Source organism: Planctomicrobium stercoris (genome assembly GCF_051465655.1).
Taxonomy (GTDB): Bacteria; Planctomycetota; Planctomycetia; order Planctomycetales; family Planctomycetaceae; genus Planctomicrobium.
The window spans coordinates 115,903-128,471 of the sequence record NZ_CP195791.1 but is presented as its reverse complement, the minus strand read 5'-3'; the positions used below and the strand labels follow the sequence as shown (position 1 = coordinate 128,471).

Below are 12,569 nucleotides of genomic sequence, written 5' to 3'. Positions count from 1 at the left end.
GAAGAACGTGTTACTGGTTCTCGGCCCGCACGGGATTCACTCTTCGCATCTCTCCGACGCGAATCAGAATCAGGCGTTCGATCCCTGAGGAGACGTCGCTGCGGAAGAAGCACGATCCCAGGCCTTCCGGGCGGGAGGGATCGAGACCGAGGACAACCACTTCCCCGGTGTTCAACTCCGCTGAGAGCCGATGCTGATAGAAGGGGAGGACCTGCTGGCCTTCGTGATACTGCCAGCTCTGGTCTGTCGCAATCGGCCTGAGGGTGGACGCTCCGTGCCGAATTTCCGGAGTGATGGTCAGCTTCGACCACCCGTCCTCAACACGTTGTGCGCTCACTCGCAACAGGCATTGTGCCTGATTGAGTTCCGTGGTTTTGACAGTATCCTGAACCTTGCGGACGAGCGGAGTTCCATCGGGAACAGTGGAGACCATCAACAAGGTCTCCTGTCCTGAAGGAAGTGTGTAGCGGTGGGGGACGACTCGGCGTGCCGGGTCCTGTTCATCCGAAAGCTGCAGCAGCGACTGCAATGTCCGCGGCGGACGCGATGAAGCCATGGCGAAGCGGAATCCATCCTCTGCCAGATGCGCCCGATTCTCCGGAGCAACGGCAGAAACACTCGATAGTGATGACCACAGGCTGTCACCGATCAGAGGGTCACCGATACGGCGATCGATGAAATAGACTTCCAGGTCGATCGTGTCCCGCGATTCCACAATTGGCGGCAGCGGGTTTTTATGAACAGTCAGCTGTTCGGCACCGGGGATCAGCAGCGCGCAGCTGTTCAGGCTCAGCAGGGAGATGACTCCCGCCAGCCAGATCAGGCCTGTCACAAGCTTTTTGTCCGGTTCCATGAATGTCGCTGACAACCACTGCTGATGCCGAAGGGCAGTTTCCGTCGCGACAGTATGCCTTCAATTGAAACAGGTCAATTCGCATCGGGATTCCGCCCACTCAGATCCAGAGAACCGGCAGGCCCTGCCGAACGTGTGCGATATGGGGTTCAAGGAGGAACCGCGGAAGGCACGGAATGACACGGAAAAATTAGAAAGAGGGTTTGCAGGAAGATGCTGCGGTCTTCAGCAATTTTGAAACGCAGAGATCGCAGAGTTCGCAAAGAAAATGCATGAGATTCAACCGCGAATCGCGCGAATGGGGCGAATCAGTAAAGACCTATTCGCTGCATTCGCCTAATTCGCGGTTCCTCTCCTCTTCTTCCGTGAGTTCCGTGCTTTCCGTGGTGAAAAAAATCCGGGATTCTCGTCGAATCAGATGCCACCACTCACTGCTCTCCCGCCAGCGAGGTACACTCGCGAATGACGTTTCGCAACTCTCTGTTTGCCAAAATTCAGAGGATTTCGGAGTTTTGAAAAGACGCGAAACAGGTGCTTCGCTCTTGTCAGGACGAGTCCTATACTTGGGATGACAGGCAGCCGGGAATTCACCATTTCAGGATGTTCACCTCAACGTGAAAGCTCCTCCTCCCATGCCCACCGAAAGCATTCGCCCGAGTATCTCTGAAACGTCCTATCGATTCTTCGATCGGCCGCTGCATCCGGAATTGTTCAGCCCCGCTGCCTCCGGAAGAATCCGCACTTCACGGTACGATGCCAGTATCGGAATCTGTCAGGGAGGCCACTTCATTCAGGTCTCTTCAAACGGGAAGACGATCGTTGAAGTCACCGCGCCCGATCAGCAGGTGCTTTCCACCTACGGGATGCAGCAGACATACTTCTTCAGCGATGACGAAGAGCTGGTGGTTGAGACGACTCAGCCCATGGAGTACCACTTCGCGGGTCAGGTCGATGCTGTCGACTTCGCCATCTTCACTCGCGTCCAGCTCGAACTGGAGATTGCGGCCTCCCGGGCATTTCTGTCGTATCAGTTCCCCGCCCACAATCGTCTCCTGCCGGGTCCCTTGAGTCTGATTCAGGTCGAGGGGAACGAACACATGCTCACGGTCCACACCTTCCATACATTTCCGGAAGATCTGGCTGTCTTAAGGACCCAGTCCCTGATTGAATTCGGTGCTGGCAAAGATCAGAAGTGACCGGTCATCGATGTTGCGGGAATGCAACAATGTCGGGTTGGCTGTGCAGGGGCCTCGGTGCGAATTGACAATCACTGCCACACAGGTAGGATGAGACCCACGGTAGTCGTTGTGGGAAACAAGGCAAGGTGCGGGGCAGTCCATGGCCACTGAGAATCTGGTGAAGACCGATCGCCAAGACGACGTCACCGTGGTTTCCTTCGGTCCTTCAGCTGCATCCATTCAGGGGTCTCTCCCGGACGACATGACGCCGGCGCTGCTGGCTGCTGCGGAACCTTCTCTTCATCTGCTGATTGATCTGCAGGGGGTGGAGTTCTTCAACTCGTCCTTCATTGAGTTGCTGGTTCGCTGCTGGAACTGCGTGAAAGAACAGCCCGGCGGCCGATTCGGGCTGTGCAATGTTCATCCTTACTGCCGCGACGTTCTCGAGATTACGAATCTCACACAGGTCTGGAAGATCTATCCCAGCCGGGATGCCGGGGTGATGGATCTACGAACAGAAAAACGATCCTAAGGTGTTTGCGTCGGCCTGACGCACACTCTCTGTCTTCGTTGCCTGAATCATCACTTGATCTTTCTGGAAGGCGGGCTCAATGGTTCGAGGGATTTGTGTCACGATCAGTTGCCTGATGTTGGCTGCCGCATTCGGAGACTGCAGCGAAGAAGTTCCCAAGTCTGCTTCCGGGCAGGTCACGCTTCCCCCGCTTGTCGAGGTTGAGGTGATCAGCACGCTCGATCAAACCCCGCAGCACTCATTGATCTGGGCTCCGGAATCCGCCTTGACCGAGCCGCGTCCACTCCTGGTCTTCCTGCATTCCTGGTCTTCGGACTTCAAGCAGGACAACTCCGCGTGGCAGCTGGAAGCGGTCAAACGCGACTGGCTGTATCTGCATCCGGATTTTCGCGGTCCCAATTTCAATGCAGCGGCCGGCGGGTCTGATCTGGCCCAGCAGGACATCCTCGATGCCGTGCAGTGGTTGAAGCAGAAATACAAGGTTGATCCGAATCGCATTTACCTCGCAGGGACGAGCGGAGGCGGACACATGACCTTGCTGATGGCAGGTCGTCATCCCGACAGATTCTCCGCAGCGTCAGCGTGGGTTCCGATCAGCGATCTGGTGGAATGGTATCGCTTTCACAGCCCGGACGGACAACCGGACAACTACGCCACGAACATCGTTCAGATGTGTGGAGGAGTTCCCGGAGCGTCAGTTGAGGTCGAACGGCAGTATCGTGACCGTTCGCCGCTGACCTGGCTGAGCAATGTGGGTGACCTGCCGCTGGACATCAATGCTGGGATTCATGACGGTCATACTGGTTCAGTTCCGGTGGCCCACTCGCTCAGGGCGTTTAACGTGGTGGCGGCTGCTCATCAGTCACCACAGATCAGTGATCAGGAAATCGAAGAGCTGGGGGCGAATCGGAAGTTGTCTCATCCACAGCCGGATGACACATCCTTCGACCCTGCCTATCAGAAAGAGATCGTGCTTCGCCGGCGAGCAGGTGCTGCCCGAGTCTCGCTTTTTGATGGCGGACATGAAGGTCTGCCTGCTGCCGCCTGCGCCTGGCTCGAAAAGCAGTCGCGAAAGATCTCTGAGTGATAGCAGAGGACTCGTTCGTTTTCGCTGGTCGTCAGCCGGGATTTTCCTGTAGAACGGCCACGCAGATGTCATCCCCTCGAATCTCCACGGGATAAGAGCCTGCTCTGAGGGGCGATTTCGGATTGTCGAGCCAGGATCCGTCGCGGATGCAGAATCGCCATGCGTGCCACGGGCACATGACCGCCCCGTTCTCGACCCAGCCTGCTCCCAGCGACGCTCCCATGTGAGGGCAGGCATCGTCGATCGCAAAGTATTCACCGTCCGCGAAGAACACGGCAATCATCTTGCTGTGAACCGGATACGTCCGGCCTTCGCCAGAAGGAATGTCGCCCACTTTGGCGATGGGAATGAAATTAGCCATCATGCCGGTCCTTGGCTCTTGTCACCGAATGTGCAGCAAAGATGCGGGTTGTCATTCACGTAGCTGTAGAAGTAATTTGAATAAGTGTCGCGTTCTTCAAGGGAATAAAATTCGTTCGACAGTTCATCAAACTGCGGCAAGAAGTTGGCTTCGATATCCTCCCAGAATGCAGTATCACTTTCCCTCTGTTGGCACGATGCAGCACGGTCCCAGCGATCGCGATATGAGGGATATTTTTCTTCGATTCTCGAATTCACATCCAGAACTTGCTGCACTAACTGCACGTGTGAGTGAGCGTTGATCACAGAAAGGATTTCTAAAGTCTCATGGCTGTATTGTCCGCTTGAATTGGTGAGCCATTGATAGAAACCCCCATTGCGAACTTCGCTGTCCAATGCAACAAGCCGATATCCAGCGGTCACGGCCCATGGAAGGGATGAAAAGAGTACATGTTCGGGCGGACTGTCTGACTTGTAACCTCCTTGCCGAGTCAAAAAATCATGGCAATAGAAGTGGTAGAAGTTCAGAAGGTTAAAGCGATCCTCCCCACTGGTGGAAAACTGAAGAAACGGCAGCGAGCGTTCTGAGATGCGAGGGCCGCAAATGCGGCACACATATTCTGGGCCTAGGATTTCACCGCAACATTCCGGGCATCGAATCATTGCAGACTCCGAGTTTCGAGATCGCATAAAATTCGAGCCGGAACATTCGTCAAGAACGTTCCGGCTCGCAATCTATCTCAGGTTGCTCATCGGCAATTATGTACCCAGGACGATCAGGGTGAAGTTCTTCGCCTTCAGGCCATTCTCAGCCAGCACCTGGCGGACGGTCTTGGTGTCGTCCTTGGCGAACGGCTGTTCCGTCAGCACGCCGGCGACGTCACGATAGAACACGCCCATCCGGCCGTCGACCATCTTCTCGATGATCGCTTCCGGTTTGCCGGTCGCGCGGGCTTCAGCACTCAGGCGATCCCGTTCTGCCTTCACAGCGGCCGGATCGACACCTTCCACGGTGGCAACGGTCGGCTTCATGGCAGCAATGTGCATTGCCACGTCACGCAGAATGGAAGTGTCCTTGGCAGTCCCTTCCGCTTCGAACAGCACAGCGGTCTTGCCGTCGTGATGGACGTAAACGCCGACCGGACCTTTGACCTTCACGACCCGTCCGACCACGATCTTCTCGCGAATCTTGTTCACGGTCGCTTCGAACAGTTCCTTGAGCGTGCCGCCGCTGGGATTGGCCTGCGTGAGCAGTTCTTCGCCAGTCTGGGCGCCTGGTCCCTTGAGCAGCTGCTGAAGCAGAGCGTTTCCGAGAGCAGCCAGCCCTTCGCTGCCGGCCACGGGATTGGATTCGCACAGGACCTCCACAGCGACTGCTTCGCTGCCGTCGTCAGCCAGAGCAGTGAAGATCCGGCCTTCGTTGGTGCTGTTGGCAGCCCGCTTGGCGATGGTCTTGCCAGCCTGTTCGGACAGAATCTGGATCGCCTTGTCTTCGTCGCCGCCGGCCTCCACGAGTGCTTTTTTGCAGTCCATCATGGGCAGGTCGGTTTTTTCTCGCAGCGCCTTGACGGCTGCAGCTGTCACTTCGGCCATCGCCGATTCTCCCTCATCTGATTCCGTTGATTCCAACATCGTCCGCCGACCGCAACAGGACCGCGCAGCCCTGATGACGACGGATGTATTTCAGTGCGGACGCAACACGAGCCGTTGCGGTAACACGCCTGACTGATATTTTTGCGAAATCCAGCGATCCCGACAATGGAGAGTCGCGAATCGCTTCAAAACACAGGAAAAAACAAACGCGTCAGGTTGTGATTCCGGAGGACTCAGTCCACAACGCCCGGCGAGACTCGCTGTTTCGCCTTCTCCCTGCGCTGGCGAGTTGAACAGCGGGCGCAGCAAAAAAGGACGCCATTTGGAGCGTCCTTTGATGTTTTCGACTGTCAGGCAAAGTGAATTGCCGTCGATTATGTCTTGATTCCAGCGCGCTTGAGACGGCGAGCCTTGGAGCTGGCCGGACGTGCACCGTGATTTGCTTTCTTCAACTTCCGCTGTGTCTTGGCCATGGCTGCCTCTTCTTTTTTTATTGAACCCCGGTACCTGACTGGCGGCCGGGAAATTGTCATTTTGGGGAAACGAAAGAGTGTATCGACATTTTTTCGAATTGAAAAGCGTGTTCCCCGGCCTTTTTCAAGTCTCTGGCAGTTCGGAGTTTGCGGGCGTTTCCTCGACGGAAGGAGCACGGGGCGATACACTTCCGTCCAGAAATGACCCCTCTGGAGGATGTATGACCGCGACGGTGAAAATGCGCAAGGAAGACCTTCCCGCCGGGGAAGTCCTCTGTTCCTACTGCTCAGCCAAGTGCTGCCGTTACTTCGCGTTCCCGATCGATACCCCGAAAAAGCGGGAAGACTTCAGCTATCTGCGATGGTTCATGCTGCATGGCAGGGTCGGGGTGTTTGTCGAAGATTCCGTCTGGTATCTGATGGTGTTCGCCGACTGCAAGCACCTCCGGCCGGATAACCTGTGCGGAATTTACGAAGACCGTCCTGACATCTGCCGCTCCTACTCCACGGACAACTGCGAGTATGATGATGATGCGGTCTACGAAAAGTACTTCGAAACTCCCGAGCAGCTGTGGGAATTTGCCCTGGCTGTGATGCCGCCGGAGAAGCCCCACCGTTTCTCGACCCGGCCGGTTGCTGCGAGTACCGTTTCGCTGCCGGTGATCGCGTAATGAAATTTCTCCCGACGATGCAATCGTCGGGCTTTTGACTTCTGATAACTCAACTGCACCCGTGTCCAACGAACTCATCAAAGCACAGACTCTCAAAGGCTTTCGCGACTTCCTGCCGGAGGCGATGCTCGCCCGCGAACACCTGATGGAGATTGCCCGTCGCGTTTATCGCAGCTACGGCTTCATGCCAATTGATACCCCAGCTCTGGAATACGCTGAGATCCTGTTGGGCAAGGGGGGAGATGAATCCGACAAGCAGCTGTTCCGCTTCATCGATCAGGGAGACCGTGATGTCGCCATGCGATTCGATCTGACGGTGCCGTTTGCCCGATTCGCAGCCCAGAACATCGGCGTACTGGGGACTCCTTTCAAGCGGTATCACATCGGAACGGTCTGGCGCGCGGAGAAGCCGCAAAAAGGCCGTTACCGCGAGTTCATGCAGTGCGATTTCGATACGATCGGGACGGAAGCGAACGCGTCGGACATCGAGACACTTTTGGTCATTCACGACCTGATGGAAGCCCTGGGCTTTGCCGGGTTCACCATCCGGGTCAATCATCGACAGCTGCTCAACGGCGTGCTGGAGAAGTTCGGTCTCCTCGAACAGTCTGCACGGGTCCTTCGAGCGCTCGACAAACTCCCCAAGATCGGCCGCGAGAAAGTCATTGAAGAGATGACGCAGACAGTCGGAATCGATGTAGCGGTCGCTGCTCAGGTTCTGGATTTCGCTGCGCTGTCCGGAACACCGGATGAAATCCTGACGCAGGTCGAAGCCATCCTCGACGGCAACGAACGGGGCATGGACGGCGTCGCCAAGTTGCGGGAGCTGTTTGCCGTCTGCCGGACTGCAGGGATCAATGAAGATCGGGTGGCACTGGACGTCTCCATCGCCCGTGGCCTCGATTACTACACCGGCATGATCTACGAAACGTTCCTGACCGACCTGCCGGGAATCGGCAGCGTCTGTTCAGGGGGACGCTACGACAATCTGGCGGGGCTCTTCACCAAAGAGAAACTCCCCGGGGTCGGAGCAAGTCTGGGACTGGATCGCCTGCTGGCAGCAATGGAAGAACTGGGGCTGATTCAGTCGGTCACCCAGACTGGTCAGGTCCTCATTACGATGTTCGATGAAACCCGGCTGGGCGATTACATGCGCCTGGGCCGGACGCTGCGAAGATCAGGCATTTCGACCGAGATTTACCCGATGGCCCGCAAGCTGCAGAAGCAGTTGCAGTACGCGAACCGCAAACACTTCCGCGCCGCTGTCATTGCGGGTTCGCAGGAGTTCGAACGGGGAGTCTGGACGGTCAAAGACCTTGAGACCGGGACACAGTCGGAAGTGACGGACGCAGAACTGCCCGCACACCTGCACCGGGTCCTGTCTCAATAAACCAGTCAGGTCACGACAGAAGACCCGCGGACTTATTCAGCCGCGGGCTTCACGGTAATGGGCGTGCTCTTGAACGACGGGCAGTTGCTGACGGAATCGGTACTCGCGATCGGCACCAGCACATTTGCTTCCGGGTAGTACATCGCTGCGTTTCCGACAGGAATCGGATACTCGACGACAACGAAGCTTTTCACCGTCCGCTCCTGACCCGCGTAGTGGCTGGTGACGTCCACTTTCTGCTTCGGTTTGAGTCCTCTTCGCCGGATGTCTTCGATGTTCATCATGACGACCCGGCGTTCGTAGTGCAGACCGCGATATCGATCATGCAGGCCGTAAATCGTGGTGTTGAACTGGTCGTGGCTGCGGATGGTGGTCATCGCCAGCTGATCCGCTTCCAGCTCCAGTTGCGGGAGCGGATTGACGGTGAACGTCGCTTTGCCTGTGGGAGTCGGATAAACGTTTTCGCGGGGAGGATTGGGGAGATAAAAGCCCCCCGGCTGACGGACGTCGTGGTTGTAGTTTTCAAAACCGGGGATCGCTTTCGAGACTCCGTCGCGAACAAGATCGTAGTCGTTGGCCCAGGCCAGCCAGTCGACCGTCGTGCGATCCCGCAGCGTGGCGTGTGCCATCCGGCAGATGATTTCCACCTCGCCCCGCAGTTCGTCTGAAGCGGGAGCGAATCGCCCGCGCGACCATTGCACCACACCCATGGAGTTTTCCGTGCTGGTGAACTGCTCACGCGCTGGCTGACCATTGACGGCCGGGCGGACATCCACCTCGGTTCGACCCAGGCAGGGGAGGATCAGCGACTGACCACCCACCACCAGATCAGCCCGGTTCAACTTGGTTCCGATGCGGACCATGAGATCCACATTACGCAACGCGCGGGCTGTGAAGCGTGTGTCCGAGAGTGCCATCAGAAAGTTTCCGCCGAGCGAAACGAAAACCCGAACCTTGTTTTCGTGCATCGCCATCACCGCTTCCTGAGCGTCGTAGCCGGGCTCGCGTGGCGGTTCGAAGTTGAAGGCGTCTTTCATTCGATCCAGGAACGCCGGAGTCGGACGTTCCCAAACCCCCATGGTCCGGTCGCCCTGCACGTTGGAATGACCTCGCACACAGCAGGGGCCCGCTCCCGGCTTCGCGATCGCCCCTCGCAGCATCAGCAGGTTCATCATCTCCTGAACCGTCTGGGTGCCGTTGTTGTGCTGGGTGACTCCCAGACACCAGCAGAGGATGATCCGATCGTTCGTGCGAATCCACTCGGCAGCGGTTTCGATCTGCTCACGCGGAATGCCGGAGCCTTGTACCAGATCATCCCAGTTCGCTGCCCGAACGTCTGCGAGCAGTTCCTCCACGCCGGTCGTATGCTGATTGATGTAGTCCCAGTTGATCGCCGACCCACGTTCGCGGTCGTCAGCTTCGACGAGGTATTTGAGGAAGCCCTTGAAGAGGGGGATGTCGCCATTGATGCGGACCTGCAGGAACAGGTCCGTCAGCTTCGTGCCGACTCCCAGAAGACCAAGGGGTTCCTGTGGATTCATGAACGAAAGCAGTCCCGCTTCGGGCAGCGGATTGATGGAGATAATCTTCGCCCCAGCTCGTTTGGCAGCCTGCAACGCGGAGAGCTGTCGCGGATGATTGGTCCCGGGATTCTGGCCGACCACCAAGACCAGCTGGGCCTTGGGGAAGTCGTCGAGTTTGACGGTCCCTTTGCCGAATCCGAAGGTCTTGGTTAGTGCGGCCCCGCTGGACTCGTGGCACATGTTGGAGCAGTCGGGCAGGTTGTTGGTCCCGAGCTGACGGACGAAGAGTTGATAGGCAAAGGCCGCTTCATTCGTTGCCTTGCCGGATGTGTAGAAGACCGCTTCATGCGGACTGTTCAGGCTGCGGAGCTTTTCCCCGATAAGCGAATACGCTTCCTCCCATGTGACCGGTTCGTAGTGAGTCGCTCCTTCCCGGAGCAGCACAGGCTGGGTCAGGCGACCTTGCTGTTCGAGCCAGTAATCGGATTCTCGCGAGAGCTCTTCCACCGAGTGCTGTGCGAAGAACTCCGCGGTGATGCGCCGCTGGTCCGATTCATGAGCAGTGGCCTTCGCGCCGTTCTCGCAGAAGTCGAATGCAGAACGATGTCCATCCGGATCCGGCCAGGCGCAGCCGGCGCAATCGAAGCCATCTTTCTGATTGAGCTGCAGCAGCGGAAGCGTACCTCGCACCAGTCCTGCTTCGCTCCATGCGAATTGAAAGCTGTGCAGGACAGCCGGCAGTCCGGTCGCTTTCTTTTCCGGTGCGTGCTGTCTGAGTGGAATGGGGTGCGTCGGAACTTCGAGATGAATGGTTCCATGCGAGGTCAGGATCAGATGATCTTCCGGCGGAGCTGCAGGAACGTCCGGGTCCGGCTGAGGCTCGGCGCGATAATTGTTATGTGTCGACATGTTCCGCTTTCCTGTCGGCAAGTTGAAGTCGAATCTGAGTTGAAAGAAATCTCAAACGCTTCGCAGATGTGAACGTCGGATCATTGCAGGTCAGGTGTTGCCTGTCAGTCCGCTGACTCTCTCCCGCCCACAGTAGATATTAAATCGATTTTGACGTACGAATCCCAGCAAGGTCATCCCTTGTTCCTGTGCCAGTTCCACCGCCAGGCTCGAGGGGGCCCCGACAGCAGCCAGTATCGGAATTCCCGCCACAGCTGCTTTCTGCACCAGTTCGAAACTCGCCCGGCTGCTGACCAGCAGGATCGAACCCTGAATCGGAACGCGGTTGGCCAGCAGGTGATGTCCAATGAGCTTGTCCAGTGCATTATGCCGTCCGACATCTTCCCGGATGCTCAGCAGATTCCCAGTGGAGTCGAACAGGGCGCACGCATGCAGCCCCCCAGTCTGCTCGAAGACCGCCTGAGCTTCACGCAGCTTCACTGGAAGTTGGGGGATAACGGAAGCAGGAACTGTCGGGAAAAACTTCTCCGGAGTGTGCGTCATGCAGACGCGAATGGCATCGATCGAACTCTGGCCGCAGACCCCACAGCTGGAGGTCGTGTAGAAGTTGCGTTTCAGTTTTCGTGGGTCGATATCGACATTGTCGCGGAGATGCACCCGGATCCGGTTTCCGTTTCGGCACGGCATGATCGCCAGAATATCCCGACGCGAAGTGACGATCCCTTCGGTGAAGAGAAACCCCGCTGCCAGTTCCCGATCGTTTCCCGGAGTCCGCATCGTCACGGAGATGGATCGCTGTCGGCGGCGGCCGCGCAGGACATAGGTGATGCGGATCTCGAGCGGTTCTTCGACCGCCAGCAGATCCATCGCCGGAATGCAGCTGTCTCCGACGACTCGTTCCACCTCTTTCGCACGGAATGGCTGGTCGACGGGAGATGGAAGATCGGCAGGGGAACTCATGCTGTCATCCCGGATTCTGGTCGAACAGGAGCGATCGACCGGATTCTCAGGATACCAGATTGCCCGGCGGGGCCAACACTGTCGAGGGGCAGCCCCCTTCAGGATGGGATTGCGTTCATGTCCATGTGGAACAGTTCCCAGATGTGGCCATCGAGGTCTTCGTAGCTGTGCTGATACATGAATCCATAATCCTGTGGATCGGCGACGTGCCCTGCGCCCGCAGCCATGGCCTTCTCCATCAGTTCCTTGACGTGCTCACGGCTTTCGCAGGAAACCGCCACCAGAACTTCGGTCGACTTCCGGGCGTCGCTCACCGGTTTGGGAGTGAACTGCTTGAATCTCTCTTCCGTGAGCAGCATGGCGTAGATGTTCTCGCCAATGATCATACAGGTTGCCGTTTCGTCCGTGAATTGCGGATTGAACGTATAACCCAGCTGCGTGAAGAACTTCACGGATCGATTCAGATCTTTGACCGGGAGGTTGACGAAAATTTGAGTGGGCATGGTTGGCGCCAGGGGTCAGGGGACACGGTCAGGCTTGGAGCGGCAACCAGACTTCGGTGCCGCCCATGCCGGTTTCGGGGTTGTATTCTTCCGTATAGCGCTCAAAGACGGGGGCAGCTGCGGGCTGAAAACCGGATTGAGGGAGCCATCGCTGATAAATTGCTTCAAATGTTTCCGGAAGCCGCTGGGCGTGTTCGGAGTGAGTGAAGACCGCATACCGCTGAGGCTTCAGGTCCACCGTGATGAAGTCTGCCGGGAGGCCTTCGTCTGTCGTAATCTCGACGCCGCACAGGTAGTCGAAGCTGCAGTCCGGATGAGTTCTCCAGCAGACACCGTAAGCGGAGCCCCCCGTCTGGTTGGGAACCTTGCCAATGTATGGCGCGAATTTCCACCACAGGCTGCCGATCTCATGACGCGTCTGCTCATTGAACCGACCGTTAAGGCCAGCCAGGAGCATGTGATTTCCGTCTTCGAAACGGGGGGCAGCCAGGGCGATGCTTGGTGAGTTCATGGACAGGAAGCAGGGGTCAGGGGACA

At 57.3% G+C, this 12,569-nt stretch carries 14 protein-coding genes; 5 read left to right on the top strand and 9 right to left on the bottom strand.

Annotation, left to right across the window (positions count from 1 at the left end):
• Positions 1–10: 10 nt before the first annotated feature.
• Complete coding sequence (locus SH661x_RS00535) at positions 11–853, bottom strand: hypothetical protein (RefSeq protein ID WP_437226970.1); 843 nt, start codon at positions 851–853, stop codon at positions 11–13.
• Positions 854–1,485: 632 nt separating this feature from the next.
• Here SH661x_RS00535 and SH661x_RS00530 point away from each other — a divergent pair.
• From SH661x_RS00530 to SH661x_RS00520, 3 genes are all read left to right on the top strand, one after another.
• Positions 1,486–2,049 carry a DUF2617 family protein gene (locus SH661x_RS00530; RefSeq protein ID WP_437226968.1) on the top strand — a complete coding sequence of 188 codons (564 nt, stop codon included), beginning with the start codon at positions 1,486–1,488 and terminating at the stop codon, positions 2,047–2,049.
• Between the two features lie 142 nt (positions 2,050–2,191).
• Positions 2,192–2,563 carry an STAS domain-containing protein gene (locus tag SH661x_RS00525; RefSeq protein WP_437226966.1) on the top strand — a complete coding sequence of 124 codons (372 nt, stop codon included), beginning with the start codon at positions 2,192–2,194 and terminating at the stop codon, positions 2,561–2,563.
• A 79-nt stretch (positions 2,564–2,642) separates the two neighbouring features.
• A complete protein-coding gene (locus SH661x_RS00520) occupies positions 2,643–3,650 on the top strand; it encodes an alpha/beta hydrolase family protein (protein ID WP_437226964.1) in 1,008 nt (335 codons plus the stop codon).
• A gap of 31 nt (positions 3,651–3,681) precedes the next feature.
• Here SH661x_RS00520 and SH661x_RS00515 read toward each other — a convergent pair whose 3' ends face one another.
• The 4 genes from SH661x_RS00515 to SH661x_RS00500 all read right to left on the bottom strand — a co-directional run bounded on the left by SH661x_RS00515 (position 3,682) and on the right by SH661x_RS00500 (position 6,076).
• The gene (locus SH661x_RS00515) at positions 3,682–4,014 is read right to left on the bottom strand and encodes a Rieske (2Fe-2S) protein (protein WP_437226962.1); all 333 of its coding nucleotides are present in this window, start codon (positions 4,012–4,014) and stop codon (positions 3,682–3,684) included.
• Positions 4,011–4,673, bottom strand: coding sequence for a DMP19 family protein (locus SH661x_RS00510; protein WP_437226960.1), 663 nt, complete (start codon positions 4,671–4,673; stop codon positions 4,011–4,013). The genes SH661x_RS00515 and SH661x_RS00510 overlap by 4 nt, the downstream gene beginning before the upstream one ends.
• A 96-nt stretch (positions 4,674–4,769) precedes the next feature.
• Complete coding sequence (gene tsf, locus SH661x_RS00505; protein ID WP_437226958.1) at positions 4,770–5,603, bottom strand: translation elongation factor Ts; 834 nt, start codon at positions 5,601–5,603, stop codon at positions 4,770–4,772.
• Between the two features lie 374 nt (positions 5,604–5,977).
• Positions 5,978–6,076: a 50S ribosomal protein bL37 gene (locus tag SH661x_RS00500; protein ID WP_437226956.1), complete on the bottom strand. Its 99-nt coding sequence runs from the start codon at positions 6,074–6,076 to the stop codon at positions 5,978–5,980.
• A 221-nt stretch (positions 6,077–6,297) separates the two neighbouring features.
• Here SH661x_RS00500 and SH661x_RS00495 point away from each other — a divergent pair, with 221 nt between their 5' ends.
• Positions 6,298–6,747, top strand: a complete 450-nt coding sequence (locus tag SH661x_RS00495) for a YkgJ family cysteine cluster protein (protein WP_437226954.1) — start codon at positions 6,298–6,300, stop codon at positions 6,745–6,747.
• Positions 6,748–6,808: 61 nt separating this feature from the next.
• The gene (gene hisS, locus SH661x_RS00490; RefSeq protein ID WP_437226952.1) at positions 6,809–8,137 is read left to right on the top strand and encodes a histidine--tRNA ligase; all 1,329 of its coding nucleotides are present in this window, start codon (positions 6,809–6,811) and stop codon (positions 8,135–8,137) included.
• Between the two features lie 32 nt (positions 8,138–8,169).
• Here the strand turns inward: hisS and SH661x_RS00485 are convergent, their stop codons facing one another.
• From SH661x_RS00485 to SH661x_RS00470, 4 genes are all read right to left on the bottom strand, one after another.
• Positions 8,170–10,569 (bottom strand): FdhF/YdeP family oxidoreductase, encoded by a 2,400-nt coding sequence (locus tag SH661x_RS00485; RefSeq protein ID WP_437226950.1) that lies wholly within the window; start codon positions 10,567–10,569, stop codon positions 8,170–8,172.
• A 90-nt stretch (positions 10,570–10,659) separates the two neighbouring features.
• A complete protein-coding gene (gene fdhD / locus SH661x_RS00480; protein ID WP_437226948.1) occupies positions 10,660–11,529 on the bottom strand; it encodes a formate dehydrogenase accessory sulfurtransferase FdhD in 870 nt (289 codons plus the stop codon).
• 98 nt (positions 11,530–11,627) lie between these two features.
• A complete protein-coding gene (locus tag SH661x_RS00475; protein WP_437226946.1) occupies positions 11,628–12,032 on the bottom strand; it encodes a VOC family protein in 405 nt (134 codons plus the stop codon).
• A gap of 28 nt (positions 12,033–12,060) precedes the next feature.
• On the bottom strand, positions 12,061–12,543 hold the full coding sequence (locus tag SH661x_RS00470; protein ID WP_437226944.1) for a GyrI-like domain-containing protein: 483 nt from the start codon (positions 12,541–12,543) through the stop codon (positions 12,061–12,063).
• Between the last annotated feature and the right edge of the window lie 26 nt (positions 12,544–12,569).

What these genes read in the sequence shown, in the direction of transcription:
- SH661x_RS00535 (WP_437226970.1), bottom strand. Translation starts at nt 853, where the DNA reads ATGGAACCGGACAAAAAGCTTGTGACAGGCCTGATCTGGCTGGCGGGA.
- SH661x_RS00530 (WP_437226968.1), top strand. Translation starts at nt 1,486, where the DNA reads ATGCCCACCGAAAGCATTCGCCCGAGTATCTCTGAAACGTCCTATCGA.
- SH661x_RS00525 (WP_437226966.1), top strand. Translation starts at nt 2,192, where the DNA reads ATGGCCACTGAGAATCTGGTGAAGACCGATCGCCAAGACGACGTCACC.
- SH661x_RS00520 (WP_437226964.1), top strand. Translation starts at nt 2,643, where the DNA reads ATGGTTCGAGGGATTTGTGTCACGATCAGTTGCCTGATGTTGGCTGCC.
- SH661x_RS00515 (WP_437226962.1), bottom strand. Translation starts at nt 4,014, where the DNA reads ATGATGGCTAATTTCATTCCCATCGCCAAAGTGGGCGACATTCCTTCT.
- SH661x_RS00510 (WP_437226960.1), bottom strand. Translation starts at nt 4,673, where the DNA reads ATGATTCGATGCCCGGAATGTTGCGGTGAAATCCTAGGCCCAGAATAT.
- tsf (WP_437226958.1), bottom strand. Translation starts at nt 5,603, where the DNA reads ATGGCCGAAGTGACAGCTGCAGCCGTCAAGGCGCTGCGAGAAAAAACC.
- SH661x_RS00500 (WP_437226956.1), bottom strand. Translation starts at nt 6,076, where the DNA reads ATGGCCAAGACACAGCGGAAGTTGAAGAAAGCAAATCACGGTGCACGT.
- SH661x_RS00495 (WP_437226954.1), top strand. Translation starts at nt 6,298, where the DNA reads ATGACCGCGACGGTGAAAATGCGCAAGGAAGACCTTCCCGCCGGGGAA.
- SH661x_RS00485 (WP_437226950.1), bottom strand. Translation starts at nt 10,569, where the DNA reads ATGTCGACACATAACAATTATCGCGCCGAGCCTCAGCCGGACCCGGAC.
- fdhD (WP_437226948.1), bottom strand. Translation starts at nt 11,529, where the DNA reads ATGAGTTCCCCTGCCGATCTTCCATCTCCCGTCGACCAGCCATTCCGT.
- SH661x_RS00475 (WP_437226946.1), bottom strand. Translation starts at nt 12,032, where the DNA reads ATGCCCACTCAAATTTTCGTCAACCTCCCGGTCAAAGATCTGAATCGA.
- SH661x_RS00470 (WP_437226944.1), bottom strand. Translation starts at nt 12,543, where the DNA reads ATGAACTCACCAAGCATCGCCCTGGCTGCCCCCCGTTTCGAAGACGGA.